This is a genomic window from Fluviicola sp., assembly GCF_029266855.1.
Classification (GTDB): domain Bacteria; phylum Bacteroidota; class Bacteroidia; order Flavobacteriales_D; family Crocinitomicaceae; genus Fluviicola.
The window spans coordinates 335119-351793 of sequence record NZ_JAQSWB010000002.1; the positions used below are offsets into that span (position 1 = coordinate 335119).

Sequence of the window (16675 nt, forward strand, 5' to 3'; positions counted from 1 at the left end):
GTTTTTTATACCCACTTTGATCCCTACTTTTTTTATTTTTGATTCCATGAATAATACATTATCTCCCGGACTGATTACCGCAATTCTTATCGGATACTTTGGATTACTGATCCTGATGGCATATCTGACATCCAGAAAGGCTGATACGGATTCCTTTTTTACAGGAAATCGGCAGAGCCCATGGTATCTCGTGGCTTTCGGGATGATTGGGACCTCACTTTCAGGAGTCACGTTTATTTCTGTTCCGGGGAAAGTATTTTCAGAGGGAATGGCTTATTTTCAAATAGTCTTAGGATATATTTTGGGCTATGTGGTAATCGCCCAGATTCTGATGCCGCTTTATTATCGCTTGAATGTCACATCTATTTATGAATACCTGAACAAACGTTTCGGAATTGTCAGCTATAAAACCGGTGCCGCATTTTTTATTTTGTCCAGGACACTGGGTTCTGCAACCCGTCTCTATTTGGCAACGGAAGTACTTCAAATGTTCCTTTTCGAAGATCTGGGAGTTCCGTATTGGGTAACAACATTAACAACGATCGTGCTGATTTGGGTATATACTTTCAAAGGTGGGGTACGGACGATTGTTTATACCGATGCTTTCCAAACCATCTTCCTGGTTTCATCCGTGATTATTTGTACGATCATTATTGCACAGACATTGGGAGTCGACTTCTCCGGCTTGTATAACAAAATCACTTCTTCGAGTACGAAGAACGGTTATTCGATGTCGCGAATTTTCTTCTTCGACGACCCGAATTCTCCCTTGTACTTCTACAAACAATTTTTCGGAGGAATGTTCCTGGCTATAGCCATGACCGGTTTGGATCAGGATTTAATGCAGAAAAACCTGACATGTAAATCGATTGGTGATGCACAGAAAAACATGTATTCCTTCACTACCATTCTGGTGATCACAAACTTCCTGTTCCTGCTTTTGGGCGGTGCATTATACGTGTATATTCAATCAACCGGTTTAGAGGTTCCGGCAAATACCGATCATACTTTCCCTACACTGGCTCTGAACAATTTCGGTTCCATAGCCGGAATTTTCTTCCTGCTTGGGATCACCGCGTCATCCTATGCTTCGGCAGATAGTGCTTTGACGGCCCTGACCACTGGTTTTTGTATTGACTTCCTGAACTTCAACAGGAGGGAGGAACAGCAGAAAAAACGCTATAAACTGGTCGTTCACATTGGCTTTTCACTCTTGTTCCTGCTGATTATTCTTGCCACCAACTGGTATGTGGATACTACGCCAGGTACAGATCTGATTGGCTTGATCCTGAAACTGGCAGGTTACACTTACGGACCTTTACTCGGCTTATTTGCCATTGGTATTTTCACCAAACGCGTTTTGAATGAAAAATTGGTTCCTGTAGTTTGTGTTTTGATCCCGGCGCTGTGTTATTTCATCAGTAAATACTCTCAAGCCTGGACCGGCGGCATTTTACAGCCCGACGGAACCTATTTGGGTGGATACATCTTTGGAAATGAACTCTTAATCCTGAACGGACTATTGACTTTCATTGGTCTTTGGTTCATCTCCGGACGTAACACGAGTGAAAGCTTTTTAATGGAGAGTAAATAATTCGTTTACATTGAACTGGAACAGCGTTAGTATATTTACAAGTTTAGTGGATTAATTCGCGTTGCAGTGCCATTCCGGGAACGAAGTAAGAAAAATGTTATTTTCGTTATGTTTGCCAAAAGCCCGTCCGGCAGTTGACGGATCGGGGTTTCAGATCCTGATCTGCTACTTTTGGCCTAAAACATAGAAAAGAATATTTTTCACGAGTGACTTTGAATGGCACAATTAAGATAAGGATGTTTTGCATACTTTTTCAGCCTTAGCAAAAAGTATGAAAGAAAATATGATTATGAAGAAAAAAGCATTTCTCTTCGACCTCAACGGTACCATGATCCACGACATGGACTTTCATTTGGAAGTTTGGAACAAGATCCTGAATGAAGACCTCAAAGCGGGTTTAACCTTAGCCCAGGTAAAGCAGCAAATGTATGGAAAGAATCACGAGCTGCTGGACCGTGTTTTCGGAAAAGGGACGCTCGATGAGGAAACGATCAGTCGATATTCCCAACGAAAAGAAGATCTCTACCAGGAACTGTATCGTCCGCACCTTGCACTGATTCCCGGTTTGGAAGATTTGTTGAGGAAAGCAGGTAATTCCGGAGTTTCCATGGCGATCGGATCGGCGGCAACGCGCTTCAGCATTGATTTTGTACTGGATAACCTGGATCTCCGTTCTTACTTCAAAGCAATTGTCGGTGCAGAAGATGTTTCAAGAAGCAAACCCGATCCGGAGGTGTTTTTGAAAGGAGCGGAACTTTTGGGCATTGAGCCGGAATCGTGTATCGTATTCGAAGATGTGCCGAAAGGAGCAGAAGCAGCATTGAATGCGGGAATGAAGGCAATAATTGTTACAACTACCCATTCTCCTGAAGAATTTGCTCAATACCCGAATATCTTGTTTTTCATCGAGGATTATACTGATCCCCGTCTTACCTCTTTGTTTTAAATAAATCCCAATTCATCATTCGGAATTCGATATTCGTAATTCAGATTTCCGTATCTTCACTTTAACAAATAGCATTACCATGAATATCATTCTTCACGATAACGAATTGCACCTGCGCTTTGCACCATTAACGCTTACACGGCCTATTGGTGATCTGAGAGTGGGAATTTTGACCAACAAGGAACGATGGGAAAAATGGATTCCGGAAGCTACGATTTCCTTTCAAACCGAGAAGTATCTTTCTAAGAAGTTTCCGCGTTTAGATGGTGAAGGAGAAGTGGAAGTAAATGCTGCAATCATTCCGAATGAAGCTATTGCCGCGGCAGTGGTGCATCTGGAAGAAAACCAGGTCTTGATTTCAGAGAATACCTGGATCGCGCGAAGAGGGAATGCTACTGAAAAAATCAAATGGACGGAACAGCATCCTTTGGAACTGACCCAGCGCTGGGATTTATTCCAGAAGAATGATGAAATTTTGATAGCTGATTACTTTTTACTTACTGGCGGACGGGAATCGCAATACATACCGGCTTCAAATACAATTATTGGCGATCCTTCATTGATCTTCCTTGAAGCTGGAGCATCAGTCGAGGGTTCCTTCCTGAACACGTCTTCCGGACCTATTTATATTGCCAAAGATGCTGAAATCATGGAAGGATCAATGATCCGCGGACCGTTTTCTCTTGGCGAACATGCAGTAGTAAAAATGGGTTCCAAGATCTACGGAGCAACCACTATCGGGCCGTTTTGCAAAGTAGGAGGCGAGATAACCAATTGTGTGTTCCAGGCATACTCCAATAAGGGCCACGATGGTTTCTTAGGGAATTCCTTGGTAGGAGAATGGTGCAATTTTGGTGCGGATACCAATACCTCGAACCTGAAGAATAATTATTCCATGATCCGTTCCTGGTCGTATGAAACGGGTGCTGAAGTGGAAACCGGTATGCAGTTTATGGGTGTTTGTATGGGAGATCACAGCAAATGTGCGATCAATACCATGTTCAATACGGCAACGGTAGTGGGTGTTTCCTGCAATATTTTTGGCGGAGATTTTCCTAAGAAATTTATCCCTTCGTTTTCCTGGGGAGCTGTGAACGGAACCGAATTATTCGAACTGATCAAAGCCAAAGATGCTGCCAATGCAATGATGAAAAGACGCGGTTTGGAACTCACCGAAGGCGATCACTACATCTTTGACTATCTGGCAAAACACGGCGGATAAGCTGTTCCGGCTTTTGCTTATTTCATGAATAAAAAATCTGCGTTGATCTATCAAATCTGCGTGAGATTTATCTTACATGTTGGTTGCTTGAAATACGCTATTTCTTCTGTGTTCCTGCGCCAACGCTAAGGCGCAAGCGTTCTGTGGGAGATAATGATCCAAATTAAGCCTAGGACTTATTTCAAAGTCGTTTATGGATGGAATGTTCCTTCTTTGTGTTCTTTTACCTTGCATCACGTCATTTCTGACTATGCTTCGTCTTCAAAAGCCTTGCTTTTTCTTCTTTGCGGTTAAAAACACACCTGTTTACATAAATGATACAAAAAGAATCAGCGTAATCAGCATACCCGATAGCTATCGGGATGCGGGAAAAAGTGAATGTGTTACTATCTGCGCTCCTCTGTTTTAATCTCCCCCGTGCTGCGAACACAAACCATTCGGACTTTTAGTCTTGTGTTTACATCTTTTTTTGGCCTGCGTTTTCCCGGAACACTGAACAGCTGTGCTTCTTTCCTCTTTTACAGCGGGCTCGTGCTTTTCTGTTTCAACTGAACTTTTTGATGAGTTCCAGGTCCAGCAGTCAATGCAAAGTGTCTTTTCAATAACTGTTTCCTGGTCGTCAGGCAGGCCAGGATAAAAATCAATTCCGCTTAGTTTTTCAATGCTGTCAATGGATACCGCAAAGGTGCGCGGATCATTTTTAGAAGCAGTATTTGGCATAATAAATCCGATTCCTTTTACACCGGGATCGGAATAATCCAAAACAACTTTGTAGTAATATTTCGGAACGGAGACTTTGTTTTTTCCGATTGTTTTGAGCCCTTTTGAGAGAAGAGGCCCGGTGACGATATAAATGGAATTGTTTTCAATGGCCCATTCTCTGACCAGTTCTTCTGTTTTCTTCCAGATTCCCCTGTTGAAACTAGGTTCCTGCGGACTCATATTGCTGTAGTAAAAACTTTCGGCAACCGTAATTTCCGACCAGCCCATATCTGCTGCGGGAGCTAAGTGACCTCTGTCATAACCCGATCCCAGGTAATCCTTATCACAAGCCGTCCCTGTTTTTACTTCCGGATCCAAAAGGAATTTGTCGGTTCTTTCAAACAGATTATTGGTCTCTTTTTTCGTCAGTTCATAAGCCACCCACTGTGCCTGTTCATGCGTTTCGTTATATACAAAAGAATAAGCAGCATGAGTAATTACCAGCTCGTTGGAACCGGTTTTCGGGATTTCCAATTTCAGAATTGATTTCGGTTTAATGAAATTCAATGAACTTTCCGGTTTTGTAGAAAGGCTGTCATCGTGAAGCGCAAGGTCTTTTCCGGTGGTTTTATTCTCTGCTTGTGCGAAAACAACTGATTGAACGGATAGGCAAATTAAAATGATCAATGCTTTCATAAGTTCCTGTTTCAGAGTTCAGAGTGAACACACAAACCTAGTCATCTCAAGCTTGAAAACCAACAGTGTTTTCCACATTTTTTCCGTGTGGGAAACCACAAGAATAATTCACCTGAACACCTCATGGACATAGTTCTGGAATAGTATAAGTATACAGCGTAGGTAGAGCGACTATAAAGCGACTATATCCCGTAGTTAAAGTATAGATACCCCACCTTGAGACGTAGCGACTGTAAAGTCTGCTACTGTCTCCTTTTACACTGCGAAACTTTAGTGAAGCAGTGTTTTACATTCAAACTACGAAGCTCGAAAGAGCGTTGAAAGCCCTGACCGTAGCGACTGTAAAGTCTGCTACTGTCTGTACTGAATTTTAAAGATCACCTGATTCAAGTTGTTTTTTTCATCCAACCCTTTTGGAATCATCATCGTTCTTCCTGTTAGGTAACAAGAATGTTTAACACCTAAAAAAATCAACATGAAGATAATTTCTACCTGTCTCGTTCTGTTAATAAGCGGATTTGCTTTTTCACAATTCAACAGAACTTTTATGCACGCCAACTGGTCTGGTGCCGCATCTTTTACTAACTATAGCTATTACGATTCTCAAAACAAAGTTGTCCTGTGCAGCGCACAGGGAAGTGGAGCGAATGAAGCCAGTATTGTTACGCAATACATTTCCAAATATGGCGACCTGGAATCATTTGATCAGCAGACATATCCGGTAGACCTCCCGGGGACAATGCAGTTTACCATGTTGCTGACAGCCATTGAGCAAGGGAACGAACGCTACTATGTTTTAGGTGCAGGCTCTCCTTCTTCCATGAAATTGCTTTGGTTGAAGGTGAATAAAACTACCGGAGCCTTGTTAAGTACTCTCACAAGTACCGGAAATTACAAGACTTCCTATTTCGAACCGAAATTGATAGGGAATGAATTGGTAACTTATGCAGTGAAAAGTTCTGGTGGTTTGGTACGCATTGCCTTAAATACCGGGACGTTTTCTGCACCCACAGAGGAATTGGTAAGTGCTGCTATCACAAGCACAGCTACTTTTACAAATACATTGACATCCGGTTTTAAAAGTGGAAATGTATTTGTTCTAAACGGACTGGAGAAAGTGGTTTGGGGTGTTGGAGTTCCTTCGGCAATTATCTATACACGTACAGCAGCAAATACCTATACAACGCAAAATATCGGAATTACAACTCAACGTTCGGTAAGCTCTTTTTTAATCGATCCAACAACCATTGGAATTACAAATGGGATCAATATTGAACACTACAATGCAGCGGGAACATTGACCAATACCGGATTCTTCTCATGGCCGGCAAATTCGATCGCAAGCCAGGTTGAATATGCAAATAATCAGTACCATATTTATTACAAGTATTCAAATGTAACGAACGGAATTTTCTTTAAGACGGATCAGGCTTTTCAGATCCTGGACTCGGTATCTACGAATGTATCGATCTATCATTTGTTTAAATCTTCCAATGGCATGCTAGTGATTGGTTCGGATAGCGAAAAGGGATTATCCCTTGATTTGACCGGAAATGTGAAAATGGGAAGAACAGCTTATTGTGAGGCATACTCATCTCTTCCGGCTTTAAGATACGAGGAGTATGGAACGGAATTGACATCTGGTCAGAATTTAAGTGCAAGCATCGGGTTGGGAACAAAAGTAATCACAAGTCCTTACGGATTACCCGGAGCAACTTACGACGGTCTCTCTGGCTGTTACAACTTAAGTGAGCACTTTGTAGGCTTTATCGGATCGAATGATACGGTTTCAAATCCCTTGTCAAGCTTTTCGGATCAGTACGATGAACTTCCCGGTCCATATACCACAAGCGCATTGTATGATGAACTTCTCGAGGCAAAATACAATCGCCCGTATCATTTAAGCCTTCAAATGATAGAAGATCATATTGATTCGGTGCAATCTGGTTCTTCAACTTATATTCCTGTTTGGCAAATTAGGAATTGGCCGGCACACGGGAATGCAGCTTTAGGTCAGGCAGCAGATCTTGCCCCTTTTGTAGATAATAATTCAAACGGAGTCTATGAACCGCTTCAGGGTGAATATCCAAAAATATATGGAAACGATTGTGTGTTCAGTATTACGCATTACAGAGATAACGGGAACACCGATAAAGCGCTTGAATTTCACAGTTATGTCTACACCCAGGCTTGTGATACCACAGAAACTTTTGATAATGTATTGATGCGCAAAGTTCAGATCCATTCTCGTGGAGCAATCATTGATTCGTTGTTCTTTGGCGGACGTTTTGACGGGGACCTTGGAAATTTCAGCGATGATTATGCAGGAACAAATGTAGGGCTTGGATTAGTTTATAATTACAATGCCGATGCGTTTGATGAAAACAACTCGGGAAGAATCGGTTACCAGGATACACTTGCTGCTCAGGGACTCATGGTGTTAAAAGGATTCAAGCAGGCCAATGATGGCTTAGACAATGCGATCGGGATTCTACCCGGGCAATCGGTAAATGGTTATGGTTTCAATGATGGGATTGTAGATAATGAATACACTGGCCTGTCTTCAGTGAATATATTCTCCGGAACCAATGCCCCGATTGGAATGTCTGACCCAACTTCTGCTACTCAATGGTACAATGTATTGAATGGATTGTTCCGGTTTGGTGATCAGATGTATTATGGAGGAAATGGATTTCCCGGAGGATCATGTGTAACAACGATTGAGACAAATTACATGTATCCAGGAGATTCAGACACTTTGAATTGGGGGACTGAAGGTGTTGACCCCGGATTTGCGTGGTCGGAATTTGAACCATGTGGAAGCGGATCAACTTCAAATCCTGCTGGCGATCGCAGAGGTGGATACTCCTTTGGTAAAACTGCTTTAAACAATGGCGGTGTTGTTGAATTGGATTATGCGTATTTGATTAAACGCCAGTCTGCTCCGGCAGCTACTATTTTCGAACCGGTAACTGATTTATTCACGAAAGCGAGTGCAATTAGAAGCGCATTTTTATCCAATGACGGACCATGTGGAATTAACTTTGATCCGATCCCTGAAGATTTGGGAATTGGAGAGAACTCAACAAACGGGGAAGATCTCTTCACAGTCTACCCGAATCCGACTGCCGGTCTTATCCGCGTTAACGGAATTTCAGAAACAGGAGCAACCATCCGTATCTTTGATATGAATGGAAAACTCTTGCAAACGGTAACGGATTACCAGGCAATGCAGGTAATTGATCTAAGCGAATTGGAAGGAAACCTCTTCATTCTGCAAATTAGCTCGGATTCTAAAACAGCACAGGAAAGAGTTGTTAAATATTAACCGCTGTCAGTTCGAGTTCCCTTAGCATAGCGAAGGAGTATCGAGAACGACACAAACCTTTATTCAAAACCCATTCGTCATTGGATGAATGGGTTTTTAATTTTCTAGTTCATACATCTTCCTGGAAACACGCACACGTAATTCTTTTGAAACCTGCTGCACCAATTCCATAGTCTCCCGATACATCCCTCGTACTTTCGGAGCATTGCACTCATCTGTTTTCGATTTGAGTTTGTCCCATGAATTTCCTTCTTCTGTCCAGGATCCCACCAAAACACCGTACCTGTAGAGTGAGGCACTGACTACAAAACGAAGGGAAGAATAATAGACGTAATTAACCGGATTCCCAAAAGAACAACTGTCAATATATCCTTCCCGGTTCATTGATTCGTTCAGGTTCATAGATGTTATTATCAGCACATAATCGGCGGTGTCGTTTTGAAGAATGACCTTGTTTTTATCCAGGTAAGAGATGAGTTTCGAATTAAACCTGGAAGCAATTTCATTAGTGGAATAATCATGTGCATAATTCGGGCTGTGCCACGATTCGGTGGGATCATTCGGGTCGAAAGGCGGGAAGTAACCTTCCGGATAAACTTCTGAATTGGCAGGTGTAATGAATTGAACATCAACTGCGTGTTTTAATGTTTTACCCTTTTTACAGGAAATAAAAAGCAACGACAACATCAAAATGGATAGAACAGGTTTCATGCATGTAGTTTAATCACCGACCGAAATCAAATTGCGTGCCAATCGTTAATTTTTTGTTAAGCTAAATGCTAAGACTTAATTATTTAGTCCTGATGTCTTATAGTCTTAATATCCTGATATCAAAAAAAGTTATCTTCGTTAAAGAAACTTTCGGCTTATGAAAAAAGAATACTGGGACGTTAGCGACGAGCAAGTCATTGAAAAAACCGGCAAATCGATTGCTTTTTGGATGGAAACCCTGAAAGATTTTAATGCAGGAGAAAAGAAATCCAATGAAGTGGTCGCATTTCTGCAGGAAATACATGCCGTTCCCCGTTATTGGGCAAGAACACTTACCACCCTTTTTTTGAAAAGTACCGTGAATTGACGCTTCCAAAGTTTACCTTCTTTAAAAATGGACATCAATCGGTATGAAAAAGTTAATTTCGGTTAGCCTGATTTTTGTTTTCATTCATTTCACCGGAAAATCACAGGGAACTTTCACCTTTTCTGATACTGTCGTTGTAGCAGGTCAGCAGCGCGAACTGACAGATATTCGTTTCGCAATTTGCAATCATTCACCATTGATATACGATAGCACGAACATAAATGAACTGGACAGCCTGATTGATTTTCTGCAAAAGAACAGGCAAATTTCAATTGAGATTGGAGTTCATACGGATTCCAGGGGAAGTGATTCGATGAATTTAAAGATTTCTCAAATGCGCGCCGATTCCGTGAGGGAATATTTAACCAAACGTGGTGTGGAAAATTCCAGGATGCTTGCAAAAGGCTACGGAGAAACGCAATGCCTTGTTTCTGAAGAAGAAATCAATCGATACAAAAAGACAAACAAAGCGCAATACAATAAATTGCACATAGCAAACCGCAGAACCGTAATAACAATTATCCCTTAAACAATCCTAAGCAGGAACTGCAACAGGTTCAGGTTTCCCTAACTGGTACAAAAAGGCGAAATGTGAACTCACGGCACCCATAAATGTCTGGTTCTCCAAATATTCAACCCCGAATTCTTCAGCCGTTTCTTTTACGATCTCCGCAATTTGAGGGTAATGAACATGAGAAATATATGGAAATAAATGATGCTCAACCTGGAAGTTCAAACCACCGACATACCACGAGATCCATTTGCTCTTGCGGGCAAAATTCGCTGTTGTCTGAAGCTGATGAATTGCCCAGTCGTTTTCAATAATCCCTTCTTCGTTTGGAAGCGGGTGGCTCGTTCCTTCAACAGTATGTGCCAGCTGAAAGACCAAAGCAAGAATAAATCCGGCAATTGCCTGCATGATTATAAATCCGGCAATGGTAGTTCCAACCGGTAACCCGATGATCCCGATAGGCAAATAGATTGTTGTAAAAAAGTAAACTATTTTCAGTAAAATGATCTGTGTGAACTTCCGGATGCTGCTTTTCTTTTCCTCACAAAAGGTTTTGTGCTTACGGTATTGAATGAATTGAACGAAATCTTTCAGCGTAACCCAATATAATGTCAGGATCGAATAAAAGAAAACAACATAGATGAACTGGAAACGGTGATAAGACTTGCGCTCGGAATGAGGACAAAAACGCATCAGTAATTTATCGTCAATATCTTCATCCATATTTGCCACATTTGTATAGGTATGATGCAATACATTGTGCTGCATTTTCCAGTTACAGACGGAGCCACCCAATAAATTAAGGGTGTGTCCCATGAAATAGTTCAAAGTCTTGTTCTTTGAAAAAGCACCGTGATTGGCGTCGTGCATTACGCTCATTCCAATTCCTGCCAATGCAAATCCCATAAAGGACCAGATCAGTAATTGAGCGTAATTGGGAAGAGGAATAGTAAGAAGTAAAACGAAGGGTGTAAGGTAGGTCGCTAACAAAACAAAGGCTTTAATGTAGAGCTTTCTGTTTCCTTGTTTTTTGATCTTGTTTCCGCTGAAGTATCCATCAACGCGTTTCTTTAGTGTGGGAAAGAAGTGTTCAAGATCCTTCTTCTTCCATTTTACGGAACCTATTTCGCTCATTCAGTTTTTTTAGAGTCCGGCAAGATAGAGATAAAAAACCGCTTTGTGTCATTTATCCAAAATCTTTAGACTAACCCTTTAGTTTTGACGATTGAATTGAAATAATGAAAATATTTAACGACTGTTGAATCAGTGTTTTAAAGAAGTTGTTTAAATGCTGGGATTCCAATTTGCAGCCTTAATTTAACCGTATACCAGTTATTTGTAATTCGCAATTTGTAATTCGGAGTTGCCATGTCAATTCGTCAGGGATTTCGGATTGGCACAACACTTGACAAACCATGTCGTCAGCAGTTTTTTGTGCTTTAGAATAAGAACAATGACATTTTGACGTTAAATATACACATACAATGAAAGATTCATTCGATAATACAATTATAGTCTCATCTGAAGAAGACGCAGAGTTTTTGCCTTTGATGTCTCAGGACGACGAAGACAATATGAACAAAGAGATCTTCCCGGAAGATCTGCCTATTTTGCCTTTGCGAAATAATGTGCTTTTCCCCGGGGTAATGATTCCCATTACAATTGGTCGCGACAAATCCTTAAAACTATTGCAGGATGCCAATAGCGGGAAAAGGGTGATCGGAGTGGTTTCCCAAATTGACCAGGAAGAGGAAAATCCTGAATTCAATGACCTGCACCGCGTTGGTACAGTGGCTCAGATCGTTCGTTTGTTAAAAATGCCCGACGGAACTTCTACAGTGATTATTCAGGGAAAAAGACGCTTTGAGATTGCGGAACCTTATCAAACGGAACCGTACATGCGGGCGAAAGTAAATTTCCTGACAGAGATCTTACCGGAAAAAGACGATAAGGAAATGGAACTCTTGTTCCGGAATGTCAAGGAATTGGCACTTCAGATTATCAAAGACAGTCCGAATATTCCTTCGGAAGCTGCATTCGCAATCGGGAATATTGAATCACCGACATTCATGGTGAATTTCATTTCCTCCAATATGAATGCGGATGTAAAAAAGAAACAGGAGCTCCTGGAAGAATTGGATTTCCGCAAGCGTGCACGCATGGTGGTGGAACATTTGACTCTCGAATCCCAACTGCTTGAAATGCGTAATGAGATCCAGTCGAAAGTTCGCATGGATATGGATCGTCAGCAGCGTGAATATTTCCTGCATCAGCAGATCAGGACTATCCAGGATGAGTTAGGGGATAATCCGCAGGAACAGGATGTAAAAGACCTGGAAGACCGTGCAGAGAAAAAATTGTGGAGCAAGGAGGTTTCCAAACTGTTCTATAAGGAACTGGCGAAATTACAGCGTATGAACCCTCAGGGTGCGGAATATACTGTTCAGCTGAATTACCTGGATACCTTACTTGATTTGCCGTGGAATGAATATTCAATCGATGACCTGGATCTGAAACGCGCTGCAAAGATCCTGGAACGCGATCATTTCGGACTGGAAAAAGTAAAGGAGCGTATTTTGGAATACCTGGCTGTGTTGAAACTGAAAGGCGATATGAAATCTCCTATTTTATGTTTCTATGGCCCTCCGGGAGTTGGTAAAACTTCTCTTGGTAAATCGGTTGCTGAAGCTTTGGGACGCAAATATGTACGCATGTCACTGGGTGGTGTGCATGATGAAGCTGAAATTCGCGGTCACCGGAAAACATACATCGGTGCAATGCCTGGTCGTGTGATACAGCACTTGAAAAAAGCGGGAACCGCAAACCCGGTGTTTGTTCTGGATGAAATTGATAAGCTTGGAAGAAGTAATCACGGAGATCCTTCTTCTGCTTTGCTGGAGGTACTTGATCCGGAGCAAAATTCCTCATTCTATGATAATTACGTGGAAACGGAATTTGATCTTTCGAAGGTCATGTTCATTGCTACTGCAAATAGTTTATCTACCATTCAGGGGCCTTTGCTCGACAGAATGGAGATCATTGAAGTGAATGGTTACACCATTGAAGAGAAAATTGAGATCGCGAAAAAGCATTTGTTGCCGAAACAATTGGAAGCTCATGGTATCACGAAAAAGAACCTGGTATTAGACCGCAAGGCTCTTGAACGTATTATTGAGAATTACACCAATGAATCCGGTGTTCGCGGTTTGGATAAAAAACTGGCGAAATTGGCTCGTCATAGAGCAAAACAGGTTGCTTTGGAAGAAGAATACTCTGAAAAAATAGCTATTGAAGAACTGACAGGTATTTTAGGAGCCGGACGCGAAAAAACGAAATACGATAACAATGATGTGCCGGGAGTAGTTACCGGATTGGCCTGGACTAGTGTCGGAGGTGACATCCTGTTTATCGAATCTTCTCTGACGAAAGGAAAAGGGAAATTGACCCTGACCGGAAACCTGGGAGAGGTAATGAAGGAATCTGCAGTAATTGCACTGGAATTCTTAAAAGCTCATAGCGACTGGCTGGATTTGGAACAGGAATTATTTGATGAAAAAAATGTCCACATCCACGTTCCGGAAGGCGCAACTCCAAAAGACGGTCCTAGTGCCGGGATCACCATGCTGACCTCTTTGGCAAGTTCTTTCTCGGGTAGAAAGGTGAAGAAAAACCTGGCTATGACGGGTGAGATTACTTTGCGAGGTGAAGTGCTTCCTGTTGGCGGGATCAAAGAAAAGATCCTGGCGGCTAAACGCGCAAATATCAAAGAAATTATCTTAAGTGAGCGCAACCGGAAAGACGTGGAAGAGATCACAGCCGATTATGTGAAAGGACTGAAGTTTCACTATGTCAAGAAAATGAAAGAAGTCATTGATCTGGCATTGGAAAAGCAAGGTAAATAAGAAAGTTATTAGGTTTGTTTTATAGTGGGGACGCAATTGTATTGCGTCCCCACATTTTTTTATCTTTGAAAACCAAATAATCAAAACAAGTGGTTTTTAGTAGTACACTTTTTCTATTTTACTTCCTGCCATTATTCCTGCTTGTTTATCATGTGGTTCCCAAATCACTGAAGAATTGGACAATCTTCTTTTTCAGTATCTTATTCTATGCCTGGGGAGCTCCTGTTTTTGTTTTTATTCTTTTGGGTACTTCCCTCCTTGATTTTTTACTGGTCAGGTCTATTCACCGGTCCGAAGAAGAAAGAAAGCGGAAAGTGCTGCTTATTCTCTCTCTTGTTATCAATTTAGGTCTTTTGGCCTATTTTAAGTATTCCAATTTCTTTATCGGAAATGCAAACGAATTACTGGAAAGTTTCGGTTTAAAGGAGGTAAGCTGGACCAAAGTAATTATGCCGATCGGGATTTCGTTTTTCACTTTTGAATCGATTACCTACACGGTCGATGTCTATCGCAGAAAACACGCTCCTCTAAATAACCTGAAGGATTATCTTTTATACCTCCTGGCTTTTCCCAAGTTAATTGCAGGACCAATTGTCCGTTTCCAGGAAATTGCAGATGAGGTTATTGAACGCAAAGAGAATATTGACGAAAAGCTCATTGGGTTTTACCGCTTTTCTATTGGCTTGGCAAAGAAAGTATTGATTGCGAATGTTATGGCTGAACAGGCAAAAGTGATCTTTGAAAGTGATTTCCATCAATTGAGCGCTTCAACAGCCTGGATCGGGATTTTAGCTTACACCATGCAAATCTATTTCGATTTTTCGGGGTATTCGGATATGGCCATTGGCTTGGGTAAGATCATGGGGTTCCATTTTCCTGAAAATTTCAATAGTCCTTATAGTTCAAAAAGCATTACTGAGTTTTGGCGTCGTTGGCATATGACGCTGGGAAATTTCATGCGCGATTACCTCTATATTCCCTTAGGAGGAAACCGGGTGTCATCGAAATCCCGTTTATACTTCAATCTGATCCTGGTGTTTATTTTGTCGGGATTTTGGCACGGTGCATCCTGGAACTTTGTTGTTTGGGGAGCATTTCATGGTTTTTTCCTGATTCTGGATCGCATTTTCCTCGTCAAACTTTTAAACCGCCTGGGAAGTGTTCTATCCATTGCAATAACCTTCCTGATCGTAATGATGGGCTGGGTCATTTTCAAGATCGAGGACGATATGAGTAAGGTAGGACTTTATTTTGAGCGCTTATTCGATTTCAGCTGGGATAACACTTTTGTGCCGCTTGCAAATTTCTGGCCTGTATTGATCGTAGCAGCGTTCTTTTCCTTCCTTCCGGCCTTATCAATCGGGAAGAAAATGCAGGATTTTGTTTATAGCAGGAATACCTATTCATTGACTGCAAACGGCTTGTTTCTTTTCGTGACTATTGTTTTGTTTGTGCTTAGCGCGAGTTCGGTTACTTCGTCAGGTTTTAATCCCTTTATTTATTTCCGTTTTTGATGAATCAGCAACCGGCATATAAACGATTGAAACAGGTTGTTTTCTTTGGAATCATCGCTTTATTGTGTATTCCGATGATTCAGCATAAGTTTCGTTTTTTTGAAGAGAAACCTTTGAACGGATCGTTTGAACTTTCATCCAAACCTAAATTGACCAAGGAAAGCTGGTTCTCGGGGAAATACCAGGAAGGACAGGATAAATACATTACGGACCACACAGGTTTCCGGCCGGCTTGGATCCGTATATATAATCAGTGGAATTACAGTTTGTTTAATATAGCACATGCTTCCGGGGTGATAAGGGGAAAAGAAGATTATCTCTACGAGGAAAGTTATATAAATGCTTATTATGGAGCTGATTTCCTGGGAGAACAGAAAATTGAAAGGATCACAGCAGATTGGAAATCCATACAGGATACTTTGAAGGAAAAGGGAATTGATTTGGTGGTGATTCTTGCTCCCGGAAAAGCCAGCTTCTATCCGGAGTATATTCCTGAAACATATAAAAGACCCCGGACCGGGAATACCAATTATGAGGTGTTTAAAAAACAATTCCACAAACACGCTGTAACTTACATTGATATGCATAGTTGGTTTGAATCGATGAAGAAGGAGTCGAAATACCCGCTGTTTTCAAAAACAGGAATTCACTGGAGTGCCTACGGTCAGTTTTTGGCGATGGATTCGCTTAGTAAATTTGTCTCAAAACGCTGTAAAACTGAAACTCCTCATTTGGTGTTGGAGACCATTGTGGAGTCTGATAAGCCAATGCTTGGTGATGATGATATCGGGCGTGGAATGAATTTGATAGTTGGAATTCCGGATTTGAAACTGGCTTATCCGAGGTTTCATCCGAACCGGAAACCAAAGAAGGATGATCCGAAAGTATTGGTTATTGCGGATAGCTTTTATTGGCCTTTATTCAATTCAAATTGTTCCAACTTCCTGTTTAACGGAGGCAAGTTTTGGTATTATAATGAACAGATTTATCCGGCTAGCTATACTAAAGCCACCTTGGTGAAAGATCAGTCTTTGGATCAAAAGTTAAAAGAAAATAAAGTGGTTTTTCTTCTGATCACCGATGCTAACTTGCACAAATTCAGTTTTGGTTTTATAGAAATGGCCTGCGCAGAATATGGAATCAAAAAATAAAGGGACCGTTTTCACGAGTCCCCTTACTGAT

General features: G+C 41.4%; 12 protein-coding genes. 9 read left to right on the forward strand and 3 right to left on the reverse strand.

Features of this window, described 5'->3' with window-relative positions:
* Window positions 1-46: 46 nt before the first annotated feature.
* The 3 genes from K0S23_RS06860 to K0S23_RS06870 all read left to right on the forward strand — a co-directional run bounded on the left by K0S23_RS06860 (window position 47) and on the right by K0S23_RS06870 (window position 3762).
* Window positions 47-1594 (forward strand): sodium:solute symporter, encoded by a 1548-nt coding sequence (locus K0S23_RS06860; protein WP_300355689.1) that lies wholly within the window; start codon window positions 47-49, stop codon window positions 1592-1594.
* Window positions 1595-1883: 289 nt separating this feature from the next.
* Window positions 1884-2540, forward strand: a complete 657-nt coding sequence (locus tag K0S23_RS06865; protein WP_300355690.1) for an HAD family phosphatase — start codon at window positions 1884-1886, stop codon at window positions 2538-2540.
* A 79-nt stretch (window positions 2541-2619) separates the two neighbouring features.
* Window positions 2620-3762 carry a putative sugar nucleotidyl transferase gene (locus K0S23_RS06870; protein WP_300355691.1) on the forward strand — a complete coding sequence of 381 codons (1143 nt, stop codon included), beginning with the start codon at window positions 2620-2622 and terminating at the stop codon, window positions 3760-3762.
* A 405-nt stretch (window positions 3763-4167) separates the two neighbouring features.
* On the opposite strand, the gene K0S23_RS06875 is transcribed toward K0S23_RS06870, so the two are convergent.
* The gene (locus tag K0S23_RS06875; RefSeq protein WP_300355692.1) at window positions 4168-5160 is read right to left on the reverse strand and encodes a DNA/RNA non-specific endonuclease; all 993 of its coding nucleotides are present in this window, start codon (window positions 5158-5160) and stop codon (window positions 4168-4170) included.
* Window positions 5161-5635: 475 nt separating this feature from the next.
* Between K0S23_RS06875 and K0S23_RS06880 the strand changes: the two genes are divergently transcribed.
* The gene (locus K0S23_RS06880) at window positions 5636-8488 is read left to right on the forward strand and encodes a T9SS type A sorting domain-containing protein (RefSeq protein WP_300355693.1); all 2853 of its coding nucleotides are present in this window, start codon (window positions 5636-5638) and stop codon (window positions 8486-8488) included.
* Window positions 8489-8584: 96 nt separating this feature from the next.
* On the opposite strand, the gene K0S23_RS06885 is transcribed toward K0S23_RS06880, so the two are convergent.
* Window positions 8585-9199 (reverse strand): hypothetical protein, encoded by a 615-nt coding sequence (locus K0S23_RS06885; RefSeq protein ID WP_300355694.1) that lies wholly within the window; start codon window positions 9197-9199, stop codon window positions 8585-8587.
* Between the two features lie 157 nt (window positions 9200-9356).
* Here K0S23_RS06885 and K0S23_RS06890 point away from each other — a divergent pair, with 157 nt between their 5' ends.
* A complete protein-coding gene (locus tag K0S23_RS06890; protein WP_300355695.1) occupies window positions 9357-9566 on the forward strand; it encodes a hypothetical protein in 210 nt (69 codons plus the stop codon).
* A gap of 43 nt (window positions 9567-9609) precedes the next feature.
* Window positions 9610-10095: an OmpA family protein gene (locus K0S23_RS06895; protein WP_300355696.1), complete on the forward strand. Its 486-nt coding sequence runs from the start codon at window positions 9610-9612 to the stop codon at window positions 10093-10095.
* Window positions 10096-10101: 6 nt separating this feature from the next.
* On the opposite strand, the gene K0S23_RS06900 is transcribed toward K0S23_RS06895, so the two are convergent.
* The gene (locus K0S23_RS06900; RefSeq protein WP_300355697.1) at window positions 10102-11211 is read right to left on the reverse strand and encodes an acyl-CoA desaturase; all 1110 of its coding nucleotides are present in this window, start codon (window positions 11209-11211) and stop codon (window positions 10102-10104) included.
* 350 nt (window positions 11212-11561) lie between these two features.
* Between K0S23_RS06900 and lon the strand changes: the two genes are divergently transcribed.
* The 3 genes from lon (at window position 11562) to K0S23_RS06915 (ending at window position 16644) form a co-directional block, all read left to right on the forward strand.
* Window positions 11562-13979 carry an endopeptidase La gene (lon, locus tag K0S23_RS06905; RefSeq protein ID WP_300355698.1) on the forward strand — a complete coding sequence of 806 codons (2418 nt, stop codon included), beginning with the start codon at window positions 11562-11564 and terminating at the stop codon, window positions 13977-13979.
* Between the two features lie 89 nt (window positions 13980-14068).
* Window positions 14069-15493 (forward strand): MBOAT family O-acyltransferase, encoded by a 1425-nt coding sequence (locus tag K0S23_RS06910; RefSeq protein WP_300355699.1) that lies wholly within the window; start codon window positions 14069-14071, stop codon window positions 15491-15493.
* On the forward strand, window positions 15493-16644 hold the full coding sequence (locus tag K0S23_RS06915) for a hypothetical protein (RefSeq protein WP_300355700.1): 1152 nt from the start codon (window positions 15493-15495) through the stop codon (window positions 16642-16644). The genes K0S23_RS06910 and K0S23_RS06915 overlap by 1 nt, the downstream gene beginning before the upstream one ends.
* Window positions 16645-16675 lie beyond the last annotated feature (31 nt).